Annotated in this window: 22 protein-coding genes; 6 read left to right on the top strand and 16 right to left on the bottom strand. The window is 66.7% G+C overall.

The window, feature by feature from the left end:
- The first annotated feature begins 73 nt into the window (after window positions 1-73).
- From BLQ28_RS29795 to BLQ28_RS29810, 4 genes are all read left to right on the top strand, one after another.
- Window positions 74-493, top strand: a complete 420-nt coding sequence (locus BLQ28_RS29795) for a DoxX family protein (RefSeq protein ID WP_093246938.1) — start codon at window positions 74-76, stop codon at window positions 491-493.
- 34 nt (window positions 494-527) lie between these two features.
- The gene (locus BLQ28_RS29800; protein ID WP_093246990.1) at window positions 528-1,088 is read left to right on the top strand and encodes a flavodoxin family protein; all 561 of its coding nucleotides are present in this window, start codon (window positions 528-530) and stop codon (window positions 1,086-1,088) included.
- 32 nt (window positions 1,089-1,120) lie between these two features.
- Window positions 1,121-2,047, top strand: coding sequence for a pirin family protein (locus BLQ28_RS29805; protein ID WP_093246939.1), 927 nt, complete (start codon window positions 1,121-1,123; stop codon window positions 2,045-2,047).
- 208 nt (window positions 2,048-2,255) lie between these two features.
- On the top strand, window positions 2,256-2,672 hold the full coding sequence (locus tag BLQ28_RS29810) for a hypothetical protein (RefSeq protein ID WP_093246940.1): 417 nt from the start codon (window positions 2,256-2,258) through the stop codon (window positions 2,670-2,672).
- 52 nt (window positions 2,673-2,724) lie between these two features.
- On the opposite strand, the gene BLQ28_RS29815 is transcribed toward BLQ28_RS29810, so the two are convergent.
- The 5 genes from BLQ28_RS29815 to BLQ28_RS29835 all read right to left on the bottom strand — a co-directional run bounded on the left by BLQ28_RS29815 (window position 2,725) and on the right by BLQ28_RS29835 (window position 8,027).
- Entirely contained in the window at window positions 2,725-4,293 is a 1,569-nt protein-coding gene (locus BLQ28_RS29815; protein ID WP_093246941.1) for a tripartite tricarboxylate transporter permease, read from the bottom strand.
- A gap of 4 nt (window positions 4,294-4,297) precedes the next feature.
- Entirely contained in the window at window positions 4,298-4,822 is a 525-nt protein-coding gene (locus BLQ28_RS29820; protein WP_176801267.1) for a tripartite tricarboxylate transporter TctB family protein, read from the bottom strand.
- Window positions 4,823-4,967: 145 nt separating this feature from the next.
- Window positions 4,968-6,548, bottom strand: coding sequence for a sensor histidine kinase (locus BLQ28_RS29825; RefSeq protein ID WP_093246942.1), 1,581 nt, complete (start codon window positions 6,546-6,548; stop codon window positions 4,968-4,970).
- Window positions 6,508-7,215 carry a response regulator gene (locus BLQ28_RS29830; protein WP_093246943.1) on the bottom strand — a complete coding sequence of 236 codons (708 nt, stop codon included), beginning with the start codon at window positions 7,213-7,215 and terminating at the stop codon, window positions 6,508-6,510. Before BLQ28_RS29830 ends, BLQ28_RS29825 begins: the two co-directional genes overlap by 41 nt.
- 26 nt (window positions 7,216-7,241) lie before the next feature.
- Window positions 7,242-8,027, bottom strand: a complete 786-nt coding sequence (locus BLQ28_RS29835; protein ID WP_093246944.1) for a sulfurtransferase — start codon at window positions 8,025-8,027, stop codon at window positions 7,242-7,244.
- Between the two features lie 61 nt (window positions 8,028-8,088).
- Here BLQ28_RS29835 and dnaE point away from each other — a divergent pair, with 61 nt between their 5' ends.
- Window positions 8,089-11,607, top strand: a complete 3,519-nt coding sequence (gene dnaE, locus BLQ28_RS29840; protein ID WP_093246945.1) for a DNA polymerase III subunit alpha — start codon at window positions 8,089-8,091, stop codon at window positions 11,605-11,607.
- A gap of 95 nt (window positions 11,608-11,702) precedes the next feature.
- Window positions 11,703-12,077, top strand: a complete 375-nt coding sequence (locus tag BLQ28_RS29845) for a YgiW/YdeI family stress tolerance OB fold protein (protein WP_176801268.1) — start codon at window positions 11,703-11,705, stop codon at window positions 12,075-12,077.
- Window positions 12,078-12,120: 43 nt separating this feature from the next.
- On the opposite strand, the gene BLQ28_RS29850 is transcribed toward BLQ28_RS29845, so the two are convergent.
- The 11 genes from BLQ28_RS29850 to ribD all read right to left on the bottom strand — a co-directional run bounded on the left by BLQ28_RS29850 (window position 12,121) and on the right by ribD (window position 21,777).
- Window positions 12,121-13,851 (bottom strand): peptidoglycan D,D-transpeptidase FtsI family protein, encoded by a 1,731-nt coding sequence (locus tag BLQ28_RS29850; RefSeq protein WP_093246946.1) that lies wholly within the window; start codon window positions 13,849-13,851, stop codon window positions 12,121-12,123.
- Between the two features lie 106 nt (window positions 13,852-13,957).
- Window positions 13,958-14,875 carry an energy transducer TonB gene (locus tag BLQ28_RS29855; RefSeq protein ID WP_093246947.1) on the bottom strand — a complete coding sequence of 306 codons (918 nt, stop codon included), beginning with the start codon at window positions 14,873-14,875 and terminating at the stop codon, window positions 13,958-13,960.
- A 3-nt stretch (window positions 14,876-14,878) separates the two neighbouring features.
- On the bottom strand, window positions 14,879-15,316 hold the full coding sequence (locus tag BLQ28_RS29860; protein WP_093246948.1) for an ExbD/TolR family protein: 438 nt from the start codon (window positions 15,314-15,316) through the stop codon (window positions 14,879-14,881).
- Window positions 15,317-15,332: 16 nt separating this feature from the next.
- The gene (gene tolQ, locus BLQ28_RS29865; RefSeq protein ID WP_093246949.1) at window positions 15,333-16,055 is read right to left on the bottom strand and encodes a protein TolQ; all 723 of its coding nucleotides are present in this window, start codon (window positions 16,053-16,055) and stop codon (window positions 15,333-15,335) included.
- The gene (locus BLQ28_RS29870) at window positions 16,052-16,510 is read right to left on the bottom strand and encodes a YbgC/FadM family acyl-CoA thioesterase (protein ID WP_093246950.1); all 459 of its coding nucleotides are present in this window, start codon (window positions 16,508-16,510) and stop codon (window positions 16,052-16,054) included. Before BLQ28_RS29870 ends, tolQ begins: the two co-directional genes overlap by 4 nt.
- A gap of 13 nt (window positions 16,511-16,523) precedes the next feature.
- Window positions 16,524-17,711 carry a pyridoxal phosphate-dependent aminotransferase gene (locus BLQ28_RS29875; protein WP_093246951.1) on the bottom strand — a complete coding sequence of 396 codons (1,188 nt, stop codon included), beginning with the start codon at window positions 17,709-17,711 and terminating at the stop codon, window positions 16,524-16,526.
- Window positions 17,708-18,244, bottom strand: a complete 537-nt coding sequence (gene nusB, locus BLQ28_RS29880) for a transcription antitermination factor NusB (RefSeq protein WP_093246952.1) — start codon at window positions 18,242-18,244, stop codon at window positions 17,708-17,710. Before nusB ends, BLQ28_RS29875 begins: the two co-directional genes overlap by 4 nt.
- Window positions 18,241-18,705 (bottom strand): 6,7-dimethyl-8-ribityllumazine synthase, encoded by a 465-nt coding sequence (gene ribH / locus BLQ28_RS29885; RefSeq protein WP_093246953.1) that lies wholly within the window; start codon window positions 18,703-18,705, stop codon window positions 18,241-18,243. Before ribH ends, nusB begins: the two co-directional genes overlap by 4 nt.
- 6 nt (window positions 18,706-18,711) lie before the next feature.
- On the bottom strand, window positions 18,712-19,866 hold the full coding sequence (gene ribBA / locus BLQ28_RS29890) for a bifunctional 3,4-dihydroxy-2-butanone-4-phosphate synthase/GTP cyclohydrolase II (RefSeq protein ID WP_093246954.1): 1,155 nt from the start codon (window positions 19,864-19,866) through the stop codon (window positions 18,712-18,714).
- On the bottom strand, window positions 19,863-20,516 hold the full coding sequence (locus BLQ28_RS29895) for a riboflavin synthase (RefSeq protein WP_093246955.1): 654 nt from the start codon (window positions 20,514-20,516) through the stop codon (window positions 19,863-19,865). Before BLQ28_RS29895 ends, ribBA begins: the two co-directional genes overlap by 4 nt.
- Before the next feature lie 133 nt (window positions 20,517-20,649).
- Window positions 20,650-21,777, bottom strand: a complete 1,128-nt coding sequence (gene ribD, locus BLQ28_RS29900) for a bifunctional diaminohydroxyphosphoribosylaminopyrimidine deaminase/5-amino-6-(5-phosphoribosylamino)uracil reductase RibD (protein ID WP_093246956.1) — start codon at window positions 21,775-21,777, stop codon at window positions 20,650-20,652.
- Window positions 21,778-21,912: the final 135 nt, after the last annotated feature.

The following is a 21,912-nucleotide window of genomic DNA, read 5'->3' on the forward strand; positions in this document are numbered from 1 at the left end:
CGCTTGTCGCCCGGCTTTTTTCTTGTCCCCTTTTCCTGTTCTTCCACTTCAAACAACCGAGGAGCTTTCAACCATGGCAACCACAACCCCCACCCCCAACGCCGCACAAGACACGCTGGCCCTGATCGGCCGCCTCATGATCGCGTTCCTGTTCATTCCCGCCGGCATCGGCAAGCTCATGGGCTTCGGCGGCACCGTCGGCTACATCACCTCGGCCGGCCTGCCGTTGCCCGAAGTGGCGGCCGCGGTTGCCATCGTCATCGAGCTGGGCCTGGGCATCGCGCTGCTGCTGGGCTTCAAGACCCGCTGGACCGCCATCGTGATGGCGATCTTCACCGTGGTCACCGCGCTGTTCTTCCACAAGTACTGGTCGGCGCCCGAAGCCATGAAAATGATGCAGCAGATCAACTTCAACAAGAACATCGCGATTGCCGGTGGCCTGCTGGCGCTGGCTGCTTTCGGCCCCGGCCGCTTCAGCATCGACAAGCGTTGATCGATCGATTCCATTCCTCAAGGAGCACATGAACATGGCCGACATCGTCGTCGTCTTCCATTCCGGCTACGGCCATACCCAGCGCGTGGCCCAGGCCGTGGCCGAGAGTGCAGGCGCGCAGCTGCTCGCCATCGATGCCGACGGCAACCTGCCCGAAGGCGGCTGGGAAACGCTGGCCGCGGCCGACGCCATCATCTTCGGCTCGCCGACCTACATGGGCGGCGTGAGCTGGCAGTTCAAGAAGTTCGCCGATGCGTCGTCGAAGGTCTGGTACACGCAGGGCTGGAAAGACAAGCTCTTCGCCGGCTTCACCAACAGCGCCACCATGAACGGCGACAAGGTCGCGACACTGACCTACCTGTGGACGCTCGCGATGCAGCACAGCGGCATCTGGGTCAGCCTGGGCATCCTGCCGAGCAACAACAAGGCGGCCACGCGCGATTCGATGAACTACGTGGGCGGCTACAGCGGCCTGCTGACGCAATCGCCGTCCGACGCCAGCCCGGCCGAGATGCACAAGGGCGACTTCGAGACCGCCCGCGCATTTGGCGCACGCGTGGCCGAGGTGGCAAGATCACGCGCGACTGCCAAGTAACGCCAAGCAACCCGCCGCCCACGGAGACCACGATGACCGACAACGCCGCCCCGCTGACCCAACTGCTTCGACCGCACGACAAGGACCTGGGCGGTGGCTTCAACGTGCGGCGCCTGCTGCCCGCGGCACAGCGCCGCTCGGTCGGCCCCTTCGTGTTCTTCGACCATTTCGGGCCGGCCACCGAGCAGCCTGGCAATGCGCACGACGTGCGGCCGCATCCGCACATCGGCCTGTCGACGGTCACCTATCTCTTCAAGGGCGCGATGATGCATCGCGACAGCCTGGGCAGCGTGCAGGAGATATTGCCGGGCGCCATCAACTGGATGACCGCGGGGCGCGGCATCGTGCATTCCGAGCGCAAGCCCGAGCGCCTCATGGCCGACACCTACGTCAACCATGGCCTGCAGCTCTGGGCCGCACTGCCGCAGGCGCATGAAGAAGTCGCGCCGAGCTTCGAGCACACGCCGTCCGAAGCCATTCCCGAACTCACCGAGCAGGGCGTGGCGGTGCGGGTGCTGGTGGGCGAAGCCTTCGGCGCGCGCTCGCCCGTCAAGACGCTGTCGCAAACGCTCTATCTCGACATCGCATTGCCGGCCGGTGGCCGCTTCGAGCTGTCCGCGCTGGCGCCCGAGCTGGCCGTGTACGCGGTCGACGCCGACGTCAGCGTCGATGGCGAGGCGGTGCCCGCGCACACCATGGCCGTGCTGCCCGACGGGCAGGGCGCGGTGCTGACGGCCGACACCGCCGCGCGCGTGATGGTGATCGGTGGCGAGACGCTCGACGGCCCGCGCTACATCACCTGGAACTTCGTCTCCAGCCGGCGCGAGCGCATCCTCGAAGCCGGCGCCGACTGGGCCGCGCAACGCATGGGTCACGTGCCCGGCGAGACCGAGTTCATTCCGCTGCCCGGCAAGCCTTTCGACGTGCGCGAGCCCGACACCGGCGGCAAGCCGGCCTGAGCCTTCATCTTCATTTCGCCGCGGCGCGCCCCGTTGCCTTGTGCACGGGGCGCGCTGCCGTTTTGTCCTGATCGACGTGCGCCTCGCGCGCTGGCACCAGCGTGATTTCGCGAGATTCGCCTACACCCGCGAGTAGTAAGCTGCGCCCCGCAAACGGCGATCGAGGGGATCGCCGTCCCAACGACATCCCAGAAAGGGAGCAAGGCACATGGCAGTTTTCCAGACCCCCGAGGTTGCACCGGGCGAGTACGGCGATCTTTTCGAGTTCCTCATGAAGGAACTGAAGCTCTTCAAGCGGCAGCTGGTCTTCATGCTCAAGCATGCGCAGACCGGCGAGTCGATGGTCTTCGACCGTGTCTGGTATCAGTTCAACCGCAAGGAGCAGCTGGCGCAACTGCTGACGGAGGGCAACTACGCCGCGGTCTCGCAACTGCCCGTCAACAAGGAGGGCCAGTCGGGCATCTACATCGAGACCCGCTACGTCAAGTCCGGCAAGCTCGTGAGCTTCCAGATGGTGGAGGCGCGGCCGCACGAGGGCGGGCGCTACGTGGGCCTGACGCCGGCCATGGTGTTCACCGATGCCGACGGCGAGCGAATGCTCCCGTTCGTCAAGAACCTCCAATAATGAAAAAAGGGCCCGCGCATGCGGGCCCTTTGTCTTGTGCGGTCGGTCGGCGTTATTCGCCGCTGATCGACACGGCTTCGGCCGGCGGTGCACCTTCGGGTGCCTTCGGCAGCTCGACCATCTTGTTGCGCCCGCCGCGGCCACGCCAGGCCGAGTAGCCCACGCCCAGCAGCAGCAGCACGCACAGGCCGATGAAGGTGCCGCTGATCGGACGCGTCACGAACACCGTCATGTCGCCCCGCGAGAGCAGCAGCGCACGGCGGAAGTTTTCTTCGACCATCGGCCCGAGCACGAAGCCCAGCAGAATCGGCGCGACCGAGAACTCCAACGTCATCAGCAACGCGCCGACGATACCGAACACCAGCACTTCCCAGATCTGGAACAGGCTGTTCTGCGTGCTGTACACGCCGGTCGCAATGAAGAACATCGCAGCCGGGAACAGGTACTTGTAGGGCACCTTCAGCAGCTTCACCCACACGCCGATCAGCGGCACGTTCAGCACCACCAGGATCACGTTGCCGATCCAGAACGAGGCGATCAGGCCCCAGAAGATGTCCGGATGCTCGGTGATGAGCTGCGGGCCGGGCTGGATGCCCTGGATCAGCAGCGCACCCAGGATGAGCGCCATCACCGCGTCGCCCGGAATGCCCAGGCTCATCGTCGGAATGAAGTCGACCTGCGTCTTCGAGTGGGCCGAAGCCTCGGGGCCTGCCACACCTTCGATCATGCCGGTGCCGAACTTGTTCGGCGTCTTCGACACCTTGCGCTCCAGCGCATAGGCGATGAAGGTGGTGATGGTCGGGCCCGTGCCGGGCATCGCGCCGAACACCGTGCCCACCAGCGTGCCGCGCAGCATCGCCGGGAACGCACGCTTGAGCTCTTCCTTGCTCGGGCGCATGTCGCTGAGCTTCAGGGTGCCCGTGTCGCCGATGGTCTTCATGCGGTTCACGTTGAGCAGGAAGTCGGCCACGCCGAACAGGCCCATCGAGATCGCCACGAGTTCGAGGCCGTCGCTCAGTTCAGGCAGGCCGAACGCGAAGCGGAAGCTGCCGCTGTTCACGTCGGTGCCGACCACGCCGCACAACAGGCCGAACAGCGTCATGGCCACGCCCTTGAGCGGCGAGCCGCGCGACATGGTGGAGCCAGCCAGCAGGCCCAGCAGCATGATCGAGAAGATCTCGGTCGGGCCGAACTTGAACGCGATCTGCACCAGCAGGGGCGAGGCGAAGATCATCACGATGATGCCGACGGACGCCGCGAAGAACGAGGCGATCATCGTCACCCCGAGCGCGACGCCCCCCTTGCCCTGCTTGGTCATGGGGTACCCGTCCAGACAGGTCACCGCATGCGGCGGGTGCGAAGGCATGTTCATCAGGATGGCGCCGATGGCACCGCCGTACTGCGAACCGTAGAAGATACCGGCCAGCATCAGGATGGCGGGCACCGGGTGCATCACGTAGGTGAGCGGCAGCAGGATCGAGATGGCCTGCAGCGCGCCCATGCCCGGCAGCACGCCGATCAGGTTGCCCACCAGCACGCCGAAGAAGGACCACATCAGGTTCGAGCCCTGGAAGGCCACGCCGAAGCCGAACCACAGGTCGTGTAGCGATTGACCGATCATGGTGTCAGCCTCCCCACTGGAACAGGGGGAGCTGCAACTTGAGCGCCCACCAGAAGACAACCACCGCGATGAACGACATCGCGAGCGAGAGAAGCAGCGCTTCGGTCAGCGTGTTGTCGCGGTCGCCGAGCGCCGAGATGAACACGATGGCGAAGGTCGCCGGCAGCAGGCCGCCGTACTCGCCGAACAGCAGGAACGCCAGAATGCCCAGGATGATGCAGACGCCGCCGCGGATGTCGGGCATGCCGCCCGGATGTCCGTGCGACACGGCTTCTTCATCGGACGCCGGCTTGTCGCCGCGCGCCGAGACCGCGATCAGCAGCCCGGTGAGCGCGAGCAGCGCGCCCAGCGCCACGGGAAAGAAGCCCGGTCCCATGTGCGCCAGCTCGCCGACGCGATAGCCGATGCCGGCATACACCGCGGCCAATCCGATGACGATCAGCAGGGCTCCGCCGTAGTAGTCTTTTTTGAATTTCGATGCGGGCCGAGGCGCGTGCGAGGCCGGATCTTCACCGAGCTGGTGCTGCATAAGTCTCCTTCGATTTAGAAGGAGCGCAGTCTAGAAATCGAGGCTTTCAATCGGCTTTCGGACAGGGCGCAAACGACCTGCGGAGGCTCAAAATACGTGTAATCACGTACCGGCGTATCCGGTGAAACCCTTGCAAAAACAGGCCTCAGGCGACGTGCAGCGGCAGTCGCAAGATCGCGCGCAGGCCACCGCCCGTGGCGCTCTCGGGCATGCCGGCACTTTCGAGTTCGATCTCCGCGCCATTGCGTCGCGCGTAGCTGCGCGCGATGGTCAGGCCGAGGCCCGCGCCCTGGGCCGCGCCGGCGGTGCCGGCATCGGGATCGCGATGGAAACGCTCGAACACGCTGTCGCGCCGTTCGGGCGCGATGCCGGGGCCGCTGTCGCACACCTCGGCCACCGCCTGCGAGCCTTCGCGCCGCACGGTCACGGTGATGTTGCCGCCGCGCGGCGTGTACTTGATGGCGTTGTGCACGAGGTTCGCGAGCACCTCGTGCAGCTCGGCGGCGTTGGCCATGACGGGCAGCACCGGCGGGTCGTCGGCCTCGCCGGCTTCATCGGTGCCGTCGGCGTCGTCACCGGCCATGCCTTCGGTGGCGACGTCGCCGCGCGCATCGACCCAGCCCAGGTCCTGGTCGTTCTCGCGCGCCAGCGGCAGGTACTGCAGCACCACGGCGCGCGCGATGGCATTGAGGTCGACCACGGCGGGCTCGACGGCGGCGATGGCGTCGTCGGTGGTGGCATGGGCCAGGGCCAGCAGCTGCTCGCTCAGGCGGCGCGTGCGCGCGAGCTGCGCGACGATGGCGTGCAGCGATTCGCGCATGCGGGCCGGGTCGGTCTCGCGCACCGCGTAGCCGGCCTGGATCGAGAGAATGCTCAACGGCGTGCGCAGCTGGTGCGAGGCATCGGCCAGAAACTGCGAATGCTCGGCCACCATGCGCCGGTGACCTTCGATGTGGTGGTTGACCGCATCGACCAGCGGCACCACTTCCTGCGGCACGCCGCTGGCGTCGAGCGGCTTGAGGTCGTCGCGCGAGCGTTCGCGCAGCGAGCGCCGCAGCCGGTCGAGCGGGCGCAGCGTCCAGGCCACGCCCAGCCACACGAGGATGGACATCACCAACACCATGCGCGTGTCGCGCAGCAGCTCCTGGCGCAGCGTTTCCGATTGCGCCTGTACGCGCGGGCCGGTGCCTTCGGCGGCCTGGATCAGCACGCTCCAGGCGGAGCCGGGGTGCACGTTGTCGTACACGGTCTGGCGCAGGGCGGCCACGCGCACCGCATGCTTCTCGTACACCGCGTCGTAGAACACCGGCGTGCCATCCGGCGGGCGCTGCGCCGGGCGCGGCAGGCCGGGCACGCCCATGAGCGTGGTCTCGGGTGCGTTGACGTCGAGCTGCTCGCCCTTGGCGATGCGCTGCACGCCCACGTGCAGGTACTTGTAGCGCAGGTGGGTCGAGTCGAACATCGACTGGATCGAGAAGGGCTCCTGCACGCGCACGCTGCCGTCGCTGGCCACGACGATGCCGTTGGCCAGCGCCTGCACGGGTTCGAGCAGGCTCTGGTCGTAGGCCACGACCAGCGCATCGGTGAGCGCGCGGTAGTCGTTCCAGCTGTCGAGTGCCAGCAGCGCGATGATGCCCGGCAGCAGCAGTGCGAGCAGGCGCGCGCGGATGCCGAAGCGGCGCGGCTCAGTTGTCGGCGGGGGCGTCGTCGGGGAGCGTGGGTCCATCGGCAATGCTCTCGAGCATGTAGCCCAGGCCGCGCACGGTGACGATGCGCACATCGCTGTCCGCGAGCTTGCGCCGCAGCCGGTGCAGCACCACCTCGATGGCGTCGGGGCCCGCGGTGCTGTCGTTGGTGAACACCTTGGCAAAAAGCTGCGACTTGCCGACCGGCGCGCCGCTGCGCATCAGCAGGGCCGTGAGGGCGGCCTGCTCGCGTGGCGTGAGCGACAGCAGCGTGCCGCGCAGCGAGAAGGCGTGGCTTTCGCTGTCGTACGAGAGCGAGGCGCACTGCAGCCGCGGATGCTGCTTGCCGCGGCTGCGCCGTACCAGTGCCGACAGGCGCGCCTCGAGCTCGACCAGCTCAAAGGGCTTGGTGAGGAAATCGTCGGCGCCCAGGTTGAGGCCGCGCACCCGGTCCTGCAGCGCGCCTTGCGCGGTGAGGATCAGCACCGGTGTGCGGTCGTCCGCATCGCGCATGTCGGCCAGCACGCTCAGGCCGTGCTTGTCGGGCAGGCGCAGGTCGAGCACGATGGCGTCGTACTCGGTACCGGCGATGAAGGCTTCGGCGGTGCGCGCGTCGGGCGCGTGATCGGCGACGAAGCCGCTCTGGGTCAGCGCCCGGATCAGCCACGAGGCCATGTCCAGTTCGTCTTCCACCAGGAGGATGCGCATGGGAGGCCCGTGGTTGTCTTGTGGGTTTATTGCTTGATGCCGAGGTCCGGGTCTTCGGAGGCCCGTGCGCTGGCGTGTGCCGAGCGTGCGCTCAGGTCGGGCGCGAGCGCCTCGCGGCCGTCGAATACGAAGCAGTCGCCGTGGTAGTGCGCGCCGCCGACCTGCTCGAAATACTTGAGGATGCCGCCTTCGAGCTGCAGCACGTGCTCGATGCCTTCCTCGCGCATCAGGATGGCCGCCTTCTCGCAGCGGATGCCGCCGGTGCAGAAGCTCACGACGGTCTTGCCCTTGAACTCTTCGCGGTGCGCCTTCAGGGCGGGCGGGAATTCGGTGAACTTGGTGATGCGCCAGTCGATTGCGCCGTCGAAGGTGCCTTCATCGACCTCGAAGTCGTTGCGGGTGTCGAGCAGGGCGATCTCGCGGCCTTCGTCGTCATGGCCCTGGTCGAGCCAGCGCTTGAGCGTGGGCGCATCCACGCCCGGCGCCCGGCCGGCGGCGGGCTGGATGGCGGGGTGGTCCATGCGGATGATCTCGCGCTTGAGCTTCACGAGCATGCGCCGGAAGGGCTGCGTGGCGGACCAGCTTTCCTTGGTTTCGAGGTCGGCAAAGCGCGCGTCGGCACGCAAACGGGCCACGAAGGCGTGGATGGCGTCGGCGGTGCCCGCCAGGAACAGGTTGATGCCCTCCGGGGCCAGCAGGATGGTGCCCATCAGGCCCAGGGCCTGCGCGCGGGCGCGCAGGTCTTCACGCAGCACGGGGCTGTCGTCTATGCCCACGAATTTGTAGGCCGCGATATTCAGAATCTCTTGCACGGGGGGCGATTGTAGGGATTGCCAACCCACATCGTGGAGTCGCGCTTTCTACAATGGAAGGATGTTTGTTCACCTGCGCCTGCACACCGAATTTTCCGTCGTCGACGGCACCAACCGGATCGACGAAGCCATCAAGGCCGCTGCTGGCGACAAGCAGCCAGCCCTCGCCATCACCGACCTGAACAACCTGTTCGGGGCCATCAAGTTCTACAAGCAGGGCCGGGGCAAGGGCGTCAAGCCCGTCATCGGGGCTGAAATCTTCATCGAGGGGCTGGGCAAGGAGCCGGGCGTGCTCACCCGCATCGTGCTGCTGGTGCAGAACATGGAAGGCTATCTGCACCTGTCCGAGCTGCTGGCGCGGGCTTGGACGCAGAACGTGGGCCGCGGCCAGTCGCAGGCGGCCTGCAAGCTCGAATGGGTCGAGGAACTGCAGGGCGGGCTGATCGCGCTGTCGGGCGCGCAGGCCGGGCCACTGGGCGCGCCGCTGCTGCAAGGCCAGGAAGAACGCGCGGCCGAGCTGGCGCTGCAACTGGCGGGGATGTTTCCGCACCGCTTCTACATCGAACTGCAGCGCGCCGGCCGACCCGAAGACGAGCCGCACGTCATTGCCGCCGTCAAGCTCGCGGCGCGTCTGAACCTGCCGGTGGTGGCCACGCACCCGGTGCAGTTCGCGGAACGCCAGGACTACGAGGCGCACGAAGCGCGCGTCTGCATTTCCGAAGGCGAGATCCTGGGCAACCCGCGCCGCGTGCGCAAATTCACCGAAGAGCAGTACTTCAAGTCGACCGCCGAGATGCGGGCGCTCTTTGCCGACGTGCCGAGTGCGCTGGCCAACACGGTCGAGATCGCCAAGCGCTGCAACCTGACGCTGGTGCTGGGCAAGCCGCAGCTGCCCGACTTTCCGACGCCCTTCGTCAGCGAAGGCGTGCGCATGCCGATCGACGACTTCTTCCGCCAGGAGTCGTTCGACGGGCTGGAGGTGCGGCTGAAGCATCTCTACCCCGACCAAGCCAAGCGCGATGCCGAGCGGCCGCGCTATGTGGAGCGGCTGGAGTTCGAGATCAACACGATCCTGAACATGGGGTTCCCCGGTTACTTCCTGATCGTGGGCGACTTCATTCAGTGGGCCAAGGCCAACGGCTGCCCGGTGGGCCCGGGCCGGGGCTCGGGTGCCGGCTCGCTGGTGGCGTATGCGCTGAAGATCACCGACCTCGACCCGCTCGAATACAAGCTGCTGTTCGAACGCTTCCTGAACCCCGAACGCGTCTCGATGCCCGACTTCGACATCGACTTCTGCCAGGGCAACCGCGACCGCGTGATCGACTACGTGAAGGACAAGTACGGCCGCAACGCCGTGAGCCAGATCGCCACCTTCGGCACGATGGCCGCGCGCGCCGCCATCCGCGACGTGGGCCGCGTGCTGGACATGAGCTACATGTTCTGCGACGGCATCAGCAAGCTGATCCCGAACAAGCCGGGCATGTCGGTCACGCTGCAGTACCCACCCGAGAAAAAGATCGAGGGCGACAAGAACAACTACGCCATCGAGATGGAGCCGCAGCTCGCGCAGCGCATCGAGAAGGAAGAAGAAGTCAAGATGCTGGTCGAGCTCGCACAAAAGCTCGAAGGCATGACGCGAAACATCGGCATGCACGCCGGGGGCGTGCTCATTGCGCCGGGCAAGCTCACCGACTTCTGCCCGCTCTACCAGCAGCCCGGCAGCGACTCGGCCGTGAGCCAGTACGACAAGGACGACGTCGAAGCCATCGGCCTCGTGAAGTTCGACTTCTTGGGCCTTGCAACGCTCACCATCCTGGAGATCGCCAAGGAGTTCATCGTCAAGCGCCACAAGGGCCAGGAGAATTTCGCGTTCGAGGACATCAAGCTGAACGACGCGGCCACCTACCGGCTGTTCTCCGAAGGCAAGACCGAGGCCGTGTTCCAGTTTGAATCGCGCGGCATGCAGGGCATGCTGAAAGACGCGCGGCCGACGCGGCTGGAAGACCTGATCGCACTGAACGCGTTGTACCGTCCAGGCCCGATGGACCTGATTCCCAGCTTCGTGGCGCGCAAGCACGGCCGCGAAGAAGTGGAGTACCCGCACCCGGCCGTCGCCGAGATGCTCTCCGAGACCTACGGGATCATGGTCTACCAGGAGCAGGTGATGCAGACCGCGCAGATCCTGGGCGGCTACTCGCTCGGCGGCGCCGACTTGCTGCGCCGCGCGATGGGCAAGAAGAAGCTCGAGGAGATGGCCGAGCACCGCGAGAAATTCCGCGCGGGCGCGCTTTCCACGCACGGCATTCCGCAGGACAAGGCCGACGAAATCTTCGACTTGATGGAGAAGTTCGCGGGCTACGGCTTCAACAAGTCGCACGCCGCTGCGTACTCGCTGCTGGCGTACCACACGGGCTGGCTCAAGGTCCACTACACGGCCGAGTTCTTCTGCGCGAATATGACCGTGGAAATGGACGACACGGACAAGCTCAAGCTGCTGTTCGAGGACGCCCAGAAAAACTTCGGCATCACCTTCGAGCCGCCGGACGTGAACCGCGGCAACTACCGCTTCGAGCCGGTCACCAACAAGGTGATCCGCTACGGGCTCGGCGCGGTCAAGGGCACGGGCCAGCTCGCGGTCGAGGCCGTGGTGCGGGCGCGCGAAGAGGGCGGGCCGTTCAAGAGCCTGTACGACTTCTGCGTGCGTATCGACCGCCAGCGCATCAACAAGCGCACGGTCGAAGCGCTCATCAAGGCGGGCGCCTTCGATGCGATCCAGCAGAACCGCGCGTCGCTGATCGCTTCGGTCGATCGCGCCTTCGAATTCGCCAACGCCACGGCGGCCAATGCCTCGCAGGCCGACATCTTCGGCGACTGCGACCACGGCTCGGCCACCGCCGAGCCCGACCTGGTCGACGCCACGCCCTGGGGCGTGAAGGAGCGCCTGACGCTCGAGAAGACGGCCATCGGCTTCTACCTGTCGGGCCACCTGTTCGACGAGGTTTCGCACGAGGTGCGGCGCTTCTGCAAGCGCGAGATTGGCGACCTGCTCGACAGCCGCGACCCGCAGGTGATCGCGGGCATCGTGAGCGACTTCCGCGTCATCAACGGCCAGCGCGGCCGCCTTGCGATCTTCAAGCTCGACGACAAGTCGGACGCCATCGACGCCACGGCCGACGAGGCGCTGATCAACGCCAACCGCAACACATTGAAAGACGACGAGCTGGTCATCGTCAGCGGCCGGCTGCAGCCTGCGCGCGGCGGCTTCGAGGCGCGCTTCCAGGTGCAGCAGGTGTGGGACCTGGCAACGGCGCGCTGCCGCTTCGGCAAGTTCCTGCGCGTGGCGGTCAACGGCAAGGTGCCCGAGATCGCTCGGCTGGTGAAAGACTTTCCGCCGCGCACCGAGCAGACCGAAGTGGGCGACCTGGTGCAGGGCCTGCCGGTGCGCCTGTCGATGGCGCGTGGTGGCGCACAGGTCGAGTTGCAGTTGGGCGAGCGCGCCAAGTTCTTCCCGACCGACGCGGCGCTCGCAAGCTGGACGGCGCAGGCAGAGGCGGGCAAGGCGCTGGTCGTCTACGAGTAATGGCCCCGGGCTGACAAGGGTCGTGGAACCATTCGGACGCGTGGGGCGTCCATCTGGTTCTTCACAACCAGGCCGTTCGAGGAGGAACGATTGCCATGACCCATGCCCAGAACAAGACCCTGAAGAACGCCGCGCTCGCGCTCGGCATGTCGCTGTCGATGGCGGCCGCCTTCGCGCAGTACGCCGGCCCGAACACCGTGCCGACCCTGACCGTCAAGCAGCTGCTCGACACCGGCAAGGATGACCAGCACGCCACGCTGCGTGGCTTCATCGTGTCGCACGATGGCGGCGAGGACTACACCTTTGCCGACGACAGCGGCCGCATGAAGGTGGAGATCGACGCCAAGCATTTCCCGCCGGGCGTGAAGATCGACGACAAGGTGCGCGTCGAGATTTCCGGCAAGTTCGACAAGAGCCTCGTCGGCAACAAGGTCGAACTCGAGGTCAAGCGCCTGAGCCTGGCGCCCTGAGCGTCGGCTGGCACTGCCGCCGCTGCCGCATGCGCTGCGGCGGTCAGTGCGACATCGGCGTCACCGCGAGGTCGGGCAGCACGTTCATGATGCGCAGCGTCTGCTGCACCACCTGGCTGAACACCGGCGCCGCCACGAGGCCGCCGAAATATTTGCCCGCACTCGGCTCGTCGATCATCACCGCGACGATGATGCGCGGCTTGTCGATGGGCGACATGCCCGTGTACCAGGCGCGGTACTTGTTGCTCGCGTAGCCCTTACCGACCTGCTTGTGGGCCGTGCCGGTCTTGCCGCCGACCGAGTAGCCCTGGGTCTGCGCGAGCGGCGCGGTGCCGCCGGGCGCGGCCGCCAGATGCATCATCTGGCGCACTTCGCTGGCGACCGTCGGCGAGAACACCCGCACGCCGGCCGGCTCGGTGCCGGTGTTCTTCAGCAGGCTCACCGGGATGACTTCGCCGTCATGCGCAAAGGCGGTGTACGCGTGCGCGATCTGGAACAGCGAGGCCGACAGGCCGTAGCCGTAGGACATGGTGGCCTGCTCGATCGGCCGCCACGACTTCCAGGGCCGCAGCCGCCCGGTCACGGCGCCGGGGAAGGGCGTCTGCGGCTTCTGTCCCAGGCCCACGGCAGTGAGCGAGTTCCACATCTCCTGCGCCGACATGCGCTGCGAGATCTTGGTGGCGCCGACATTGCTCGACTTCTGGATCACGCCCTCGACCGTCAGCACGCCGAAGTTCTCGTCGTCGTGGATGGTCGCGCCCGACACGGTGATGCGGCCGGGGTTGGTGTCGATGATGGTCTTGGGCGTCACGCGGCCCAGCTGCAGCGCGGTGGCGACGGTGATCGGCTTCATGGTCGAGCCGGGCTCGAAGACGTCGGTCATGGCGCGGTTGCGCAGCTGTTCGCCGGTGAGGTTGTGGCGGTCGTTGGGGTCGTAGCTCGGGTAGTTGGCCATGGCGAGCAGCTCGCCCGTCACGGTGTCGACCACGACCACGCTGCCAGCGCGCGCCTTGTTGGCGATCACGGCGTCGCGGATCTTCTCGTAAGCCACGAACTGCACGCGGTCGTCGATGCTCAGCTGGATGTCGTGGCCGTCGGTCGGCGGCACCTGGTCTTCGGTGTCTTCGACGATGTGGCCCAGCCGGTCTTTCAGCACGTGGCGCGAGCCGGCCTTGCCGGCCAGGTCCTTGTCGAAGGCCAGCTCGATGCCTTCCTGGCCGATGTCCTCGACGTTGGTGAAGCCCGCAAGGTGCGCGGCCGCCTCGCCTTCAGGGTATTGGCGCCGGTAGTCGCGGCGCAGGTAGATGCCCTTGATGTTGAGCGCGGCGACCTGCTTGGCCACCGACTGGTCGACCTGCCGCTTGAGCCAGACGAAGCTCTTGTCTTCGTCCGCCAGCTTCTTGTCGAGCTCTTTCTGCGGCATGCCGAGCAGCTTGGCCGCTTCCTTGAGCTTGCCCTGCACGGCGGGGTCGTCACGCTCGATGTCTTCGGGAATGGCCCAGATGCTGGGGGCCGGGATGTCGGACGCGAGGATCAGCCCGTTGCGGTCGAGGATGCGGCCGCGGTTGGCCGGCAGCTCAAGCGTGCGCTGGTAGCGCACTTCACCCTGGTGCTGGAAGAAGTCGTTGTTGAAGATCTGTACATAGGCCGCCCGGGCTGCCAGCAGCACGAAGCCGAAGGCGATGCTGGCCACGATGAACTTGCTGCGCCATACGGGCGTCCTGCTGGCGAGAAGCGGACTGCTGCCGTACCGGATGTGACCGTTGGGGTTCATCTTTTGCGGGCGTGGGGCCCTGCTGTTGTTTTGTTCGCGTGTAGACAGCGCGACGTTGATCAAGTTCCGGGCGGTTCGTGAAAGCCGCCCGGAACCTGAGCATAAATCAGCGCTTCGGTCGCAGCGAGACGATCAGCGACGGAAAGATGCGTCCATCGGTGTCACGCGGCAGCTTGTCGGTCTTGCGCAGGCCGCGTTCCGCCGCGTCGTCCCAGCCCGGCAGGCCGCTCGACTTGCTGAGCTTGACGCCGACGATGGTGCCGTCGGGCGCCAGGCTCACTTCGAACTCGGCCGCCGGATTGCCGTTCACGGTGTCGGCATCGGGGAAGGTGATGTTCGGGCGCACCGCGGCGGCGATGCGTCCGGCGTAGCCGCTCGACGGGCCGGACGAGCGCGTGGCCGTGCCCTTCGAGTCGTCGGAGCCGCTGGCGCCAGCCAGGCCCTGCATGCGCTTGAGCATGGCGGCGCGGTCGGCGGCGGCCTGCTTGGCGGCGGCCTCGGCCTTCTTCGCTTCGGCCTGCTTGGCGTCGGCTTCCTGCTGCTTTTTCTGCTCGGCCAGCTTCTGCTGCTGTTCCTTCTTGCGGTCGGCCTCGTCCTGCGCGCGCTGCTTGGCTTCCAGCTCTTTCTTCTTTTGCTGTTGCTGCTGCTGTTCGAGCTCGCGCTCTTTCTGTTCCTTCTGCTCCTTGAGCTTCTTCTCGCGCTCCAGGGCGATGTCGGGCGCGCGCGGTGCGGGCGCCGGCTCGGGCTCCTTGGCGACAGGGGGCGGTGGCGCAGGCGCGGGAGGCGGCGGTGCGGGTGTCGGCACCGGTGCCGGCGGCGCGGACAGACGCGGGGCGGCCTGCTGCACCGTGGACGACCACAGCTCGGCATCGACCGCGCCTTCGTCGGGGTCGCTTTTCCAGCGCACGCCCCAGGTCAGCGCCGCGATCAGCAGCGCATGTGCAATAAGGGCGAGCACCACGGCGCGCGGCGTGCCGCGCTGCGGCGGTGGCGCGAACTCGGGGCGGTCCAGAGCGAGCGACATGCCTTATTTGCTGCCCGTGGTCGTGACCGACAGCCCCACGCGCTCGATGCCGCTGCGCTTGAGCTGGTTCATGGCCTTCACGACGGTTTCGTACTTCACCGACTTGTCGGCGCTGATGACCACCGGGCGCTGGTCGTCGCCGCCCTGGGCGGTCTTGGCGGCCGAGCCGATCTGCGTCATGGGGATCGACGTGCCGCCGGTGCCGGTGGACGGATCTTTCTTGATCTGCACTTCGTCGTCGCTCTTGATGACGATCTCGATGGGCTTGTCGGGCTGCTTGTTGGCGCGGTCGACCGTGGGCAGGTTGATCACGCTCGGCGTGATGAGCGGCGCCGTGACCATGAAGATGATCAGCAGCACCAGCATCACGTCGATGAACGGGACCATGTTGATCTCGTTGATCGTGCGGCGTCCTCGGCCCCGGGATGAAACGGCGGGCATGCGCTTCTATTCCCGCTCAGCGGTTGGCCGGAGCCACCGACGATGCAGAGCCGCCCGCGTTCGGGTTGGCCGAGAGGTTGCGCTGCAGGATGTTGGAGAACTCCTCGATGTAGGTTTCGAGGGCGATGGCGATCTTGTCGATCTCGCGGGCGAAGCGGTTGTAGCCGACCACCGCCGGAATGGCGGCGAACAGGCCGATGGCGGTGGCCACCAGCGCTTCGGCAATGCCGGGGGCCACGGTGGCCAGCGTCACCTGCGTGAGGGCGGCCAGGCCGGTGAAGGCATGCATGATCCCCCAGACCGTGCCGAACAGGCCCACATACGGCGACACCGAACCGACGGTGGCCAGGAACGAGAGGTTTTGTTCAGCCGCATCCAGCTCGCGCTGGAAGCTCGCGCGCATCGCGCGGCGGGCGCCGTCGAGCAGCGTGCCGGCGTCGGTGACGTGGCGCTCGCGCAGCTTCTGGTATTCGCGCATGCCCGAGGCAAAGATGCGCTCCATGGGGCCGGCGAACTTGGCATTCTGGGCAGCCGAGGCAAACAGCTCGTTCAGGCTGGTGCCCGACCAGAACTCGCGCTCGAAGTCGTCGTTCAGCGCACGCATGCGCTTCAAGGCAAAGAACTTGCGGAAGATCGCGGCCCAGCTGGCGATCGAGACGATCACGAGCAGCAGCACGACCAGTTGCACCACGAAGCTCGCATGGAGCAGGAGATTGATGATGGAGAGGTCTTGGTTCATGGCTTGAAAGGTTGAGTCATGGAGCCGCTGTAGCGCTCAAGGGTTCCCGTCACTTGTTTCGGTATGCGTGCAGGACGCAATGTGGTGGCGTCCACCCAGCCGATACGGATCGTGCCTTCGCACAGCAAGACAGGCGCTTCGGCCCCTGTTCGCTCTTGCTCTGTTTTTGATAGCACGCGCTGACCGATTATCAACGACGCACTGCCCAATTGTTGAAGATCGGCGGTAACCAGCAGTTCGTCGTCGAGCCGGGACGGCCGATGGTATTTGAGCTGCGTTTCGCTCACCACGAACTGGCCGCCGGTTTCCTCGCGCAGCTTGCGCTGCTCCACGCCGAGCGAGCGCAGCCACTCGGTGCGGCCGCGCTCCATGAACTTCAGGTAGTTGGCATAGAACACGATGCCGCCGGCGTCGGTGTCTTCCCAGTAGACGCGAAGCGGGAACGCGTAGCTCACCGAAGTGCCTCGCTCATTGCGCGGTCATGGCCCGCAAGCGGGCGATAGCTTCCTGCAGGTGCGCCATCGAGCTGGCCGTGGAAAAGCGCACGAACTTCGCCGTCTCGGCGGTGCCGAAGTCGCGGCCCGGCGTGACGGCGACATGGGCCCGTTTCATGGTCTCGAAGGCGAAGTCCCAGCTGCCCGAGATGCCGAGCTTTTCGGCGACGCCGGTGCAGTCGGCCCAGGCATAAAAGGCGCCATCGGGCACCACGGGCACATTCAGGCCGAGCGCGTTCAGCTGCGGAATGAACCAGTCGCGGCGTGCCTTGAACTCGGCGCGGCGGCGTTCGTACTCGGCGATGCTCTCGGCCTCGAAGCAGGCCAGGGCCGCGTACTGCGACACCGTGCTCGCGCAGATGAAGAGGTTTTGCGCGAGCCGCTCGACCACCGGCACCAGCACTTCGGGCACCACCAGCCAGCCCAGGCGCCAGCCGGTCATGTTGAAGTACTTGCTGAAGCTGTTGATGCTGATGACGTTGTCGTCGATGGCCAGCGCCGTTTGCCCGAAGGCATCGTCGTACGACAGGCCGAGGTAGATCTCGTCGATCAGGGTGATGCCGCCGCGCTGCGACACCACCTCGTGGATGCGGCGCAGTTCGTCGGGCGCGATCGAGGTGCCGGTCGGGTTGGACGGCGAGGCGAGCAGCACGCCGCGCGTCTTGTCGGTCCAGGCGGCCTCGACCTTGGCGGCGGTGAGCTGGAAGCGCTCTTCGGCCGTCGTCGGGATCAACACGGCCTTGCCGTCCGCCGCGCTCACGAAGTGGCGGTTGCAGGGGTAGCTGGGGTCGGGCAGCAGGATCTCGTCGCCGGACTCGATCAGCGCGAGGCAGGCCAGCTGCAGTGCGGCCGAGGCGCCCGCCGTCACCACGATGCGGCGGGCCGGCACGTCGACATTGAAGCGGCTCTTGTACCAGCCGCTGATGCGTTCGCGCAGGTGGTCCAGGCCCGTGGCCTGCGTGTACTGCGTGGCACCGGCGCGCACGGCGCGGGCGGCGGCTTCCTGCACCAATGGCGGCGCGGTGAAGTCGGGCTCGCCGATGTTCAGGAAGATCATCGGCCGGTCGGTGTGGGCCACTTCGCGTGCCAGCACGCCGGCGGCCTTCGCCACTTCCATCACATAGAAGGGCTCGATGCGCTGTGCGCGCGTCGAGATCCTCATGTTTTCGCTTTCCCCGAAGCCCGGTCAGCTTCCACCTCCAGCGGGCGCAGCTTCGGCGCAAGGCCATTGAGCACGGCGTTCACGTACTTGTGGCCGTCGGTGCCGCCGAATTCCTTGGCCAGCTCGATGCACTCGTTGAGCACCACGCGCCAGGGCACGTCCAGGCAGTTCTGGAATTCGTACACGCCAATCCACATCACGGCGTGCTCGATGGGCGAGATTTCTTCGAACTTGCGATCGAGCAGCGGGCGGATCAGGGCGTCGAGTTGTTCGGCGCCTTCGATCGAGCCGTGCAGCAGCGCGTCGTAGTGCAGCGCGTCGGCCTTGTGGAAGCCCGCGAGGTCGCGCGTGAAATGATCGATGTCGGTCGGGTCGTTACGGCCCACCAAGTGTTGGTAGAGCGCCTGCAGCGCGAATTCGCGGGCGCGGCTGCGGTTCGACTTGGCCGAAGCCTTGCGCGCGCCGGTGCTGGTCAGGCCCACGCGCGATTGACGGGGCTTGGTACCAGTGGGCTTGGAGGTGTCTTCGGTCATGAAAGGGTGGCCAGCAGTTGCGCCATCTCGACAGCCACGCGGGCTGCGTCGCGGCCCTTGTCGGTCTGCCGGGCGATGGCCTGCTCGAGGTTTTCGGTGGTGATGATCGCGTTGGCGATGGGAAGGCGGTAGTCGAGCGAAACGCGGCTCACGCTCGCGCCCGATTCGTTGGCCACCAGTTCGAAGTGGTAGGTCTCGCCGCGGATGATGCAGCCCAGCGCCACGAGCGCGTGATAACCGCCGCGCTCGGCCAGCGCCTGCAGGGCGATGGGCACTTCGAGCGCGCCGGGCACTTGCAGGTGATGAATGTCGGAGGCCGCCACGCCGAGCGATTCGAGCTCCGAGAGGCAGGCCGCGGCCAGCGCATCGGTGATGTCGGCATTGAAGCGCGCCTGCACGATGCCGATGCGCAGGCCTTTTCCGTTGAGCGGCGTGTTCTCGCCTTTGTTTGCGCCTTGCATGGTGGGTCAGTCTTTCGTGAGGTAGCCGGCAATCTCGAGGCCGTAGCCCGCGGCCATGCTCGGCATGCGACGCGGCGTGCCCAGCAGGTTCATCTTGTGCACGCCGCATTCGCGCAGGATCTGCGCGCCGATGCCGTAGCTGCGCAGGTCCATGCGGCCGCGCTCGGGGGCTTGCGCGGGGCGCGCGGTGCCGTCGAACTGGGCCAGCAACTCGTTGGCCGATTCGCCGCAGTTCAGCAGCACGGCCACGCCCTTGCCCTCGGTCGCGATGTGCGAGAGGCTGGCGTCCAGGCTCCACGAGTGCAGCGAGCGGTTGATTTCGAGCGCGTCGAGCACCGACAGCGGCTCGTGCACGCGCACCGACACCGTGTCCTCGGGCGCCCACTTGCCGCGCACCAGCGCCAGGTGCACGCCACGGCTGGGCTTGTCGAGGAAGGCGTGGGCGGTGAAGGCGCCCCAGGCCGTTTGAATCTCGCGGCAGCCGACTTTTTCGACCAGCGATTCGGTGCGGCTGCGGTGCTCGATCAGCGCGGCGATGGTGCCGATCTTGATGTTGTGCTCGGCCGCGAAGATCTGCAGGTCGGGCAGGCGCGCCATCGTGCCGTCTTCATTCATCACCTCGCAGATCACCGAGGCGGGCGAGCAGCCGGCCATGGCGGCGAGGTCGCAGCCGGCTTCAGTGTGGCCTGCACGCATGAGCACGCCGCCGTCCACCGCCTGCAGCGGGAAGATGTGACCGGGCTGCACGAGGTCGGCGGCCACGGCGTTGGGCGCGACGGCGGCCTGCACGGTGCGTGAACGGTCGGCGGCCGAAATGCCGGTGGTCACGCCTTCGGCAGCCTCGATGGAGACGGTGAACGCGGTCGAGTGCTTGGCACCGTTGCGCTGGACCATCGGCGGCAGCTGCAGCCGCTCGCACATCTCGCGCGAGAGCGTCAGGCAGATCAGGCCGCGCGCATGGCGGGCCATGAAGTTGATGGCTTCGGGCGTGATGTGGTCGGCCGCGATGACGATGTCGCCTTCGTTCTCGCGGTCTTCCTCATCGACCAGGATCACCATGCGGCCGGCGGCGAGCTCGGCCACGATTTCCTCGACCGAGGCAATCGGTGCGGGGGCGCGCGCGGCGCGGGGGGCGCCGATGGGCGTGACGGAGGCGTTCATGAAGCGGTGTCCTTGGATGGCGGGACCAGCACGCCGGCCTGGAGCATGCGCTCCACGTAGCGCGCCACGGTATCGATTTCGAGGTTGACCTTCGAGCCGGCCTTCAGGCCGCCGAGGGAGGTGTTGTCGACGGTGTGCGGGATCAGGTTGATGCTGATCTCGGCGCCGCCTTCGATGTCTTTCACGCTGTTGACCGTGAGGCTCACGCCGTTGACGGTGATCGAGCCCTTGTAGGCCAGGAAGCGGGCGAGGGCGGGCGGTGCGACCACGCGCAGCTCCCAGCTTTCGCCGATCGGCTCGAAGAAGCTCACCGCGCCGATGCCGTCCACGTGGCCGGACACGATGTGCCCGCCCAGCCGGTCGCTGGCGCGCAAGGCCTTCTCGAGGTTGATGCGGCTGCCTTCGTCGGTCAGGCCCGCGGTCTTGTCGAGCGATTCGGCGGAGATGTCGATGGTGAACTGCTGTCGCTCGGGCAGGAGCGTGGTGACGGTCATGCAGGCGCCGTTGAGCGCGATGCTGTCGCCAAGCCCCACGTCATCGAGGTACCCGTCGGGCACCGCAATGCTGAGTCTTTTGCCAAAGGAGGAGGAGGTGCCGAGGTCGTGGATGGCGGCGATGCGCCCCACGCCGGTGATGATTCCGGTGAACATTCGCACATTTTCGCAGACATCGGGAGCCCTCCGGTTTTTCGTGGCGCTTTGCGCCATGTAATTCGCGCCCCGGAGGGGGCGCGGCTGGCCTTGGGGCGGGTGGCCCCGGCGGTGGCCGCCGTTGCCTCGCCTTCTAGAACGCGTCCCTTCCAGCGACCCGGGCCACGATGCGCAGGTCGGGGCCGAGCATGTCCACGGACCGGAATTCCAGCGGCAGGACACCCGCCAGCGAGGTCAGCGGACCTTCCGCATGAATGTGGCTGGCAATGTCGAGCCCGCTGCCGATCAGCTTGGGCGCCATGTAGACCAGCAGTTCGTCGACGCAACCTTCGCGCAGCATCGACCCGTTGAGTTTGTGGCCCGACTCGACGTGCAGCTCGTTGACGCCGCGCGCCGCCAGGTCTTTCAGCAGGGCGGGCAGGTCGACCTTGCCGCCGGCATTCGGCAGGCAGGTGACCGTGGCGCCGCGTGCCTCCAATGCGGCGGCCTTGGCTTCGTCGCGGCTGGCCGCGTAGATCCATACCGGGCGGCCTGCTATGAATATGTGAGCGTCGACCGGCGTCTGGAGCCGGCTGTCCACCACCACGAGGTGCGGCTGGCGCGGGGTATCGACCAGCCGCACGTCCAGGCGCGGGTTGTCTTCGAGCACCGTGCCGACGCCCGTCAGCACCGCGCTGGCCCGGGCCCGCCAGGCATGGCCGTCGGTGCGGGCTGCTTCCGACGTGATCCATTGGCTCACGCCGTTGTCGAGCCCGGTCTTGCCATCGAGCGAGGCCGCGACCTTCAGGCGAACCCACGGTTGCTTGCGCACCATGCGGCTGAAGAAGCCGATGTTGAGTTCACGCGACTCAGCGGCACCAGGTCCGATCTCGACGTCGACGCCCGCCGCGCGCAGGCGCTCGAAGCCTTGCCCCGCCACCAACGGATTGGGGTCGGCAAGCGATGCCACGACCCGCCGCACGCCCGCCGCGATCAGCGCGTCGCAGCAGGGGCCGGTGCGGCCATGGTGCGAGCACGGCTCGAGCGTGACGTACGCCGTGGCGCCCGCGACCGAATGGCCCTGCGCCGCGGCATCGCGCAGCGCCATCACTTCGGCATGCGGGCCGCCCGCCTTTTGCGTATGACCCTGGCCCAGCACGCGGCCATCGGCATCGCACAGCACACAGCCCACGCGCGGATTCGGATCGGTCAGCAGCAGCGCCGAGGTGGCGAGACGCAACGCAGTGGCGATGTGCTGCGCGTCTTGTTCGTGAGAGGGCATGGGTTTCGTGGAAGAAATTAACAGCGGCGTCGCCGGATCATACGAGCGGCATTCGATCGCGGATGAACGGTGCGCAAGCCTTCGCGAAGGTCCCCTTACGCTTGAAGTTCGATGGCGGGAACAAACAAGCAACTC

It is taken from the genome of Variovorax sp. EL159 (assembly GCF_900100965.1).
Lineage (GTDB): Bacteria > Pseudomonadota > Gammaproteobacteria > Burkholderiales > Burkholderiaceae_C > Variovorax.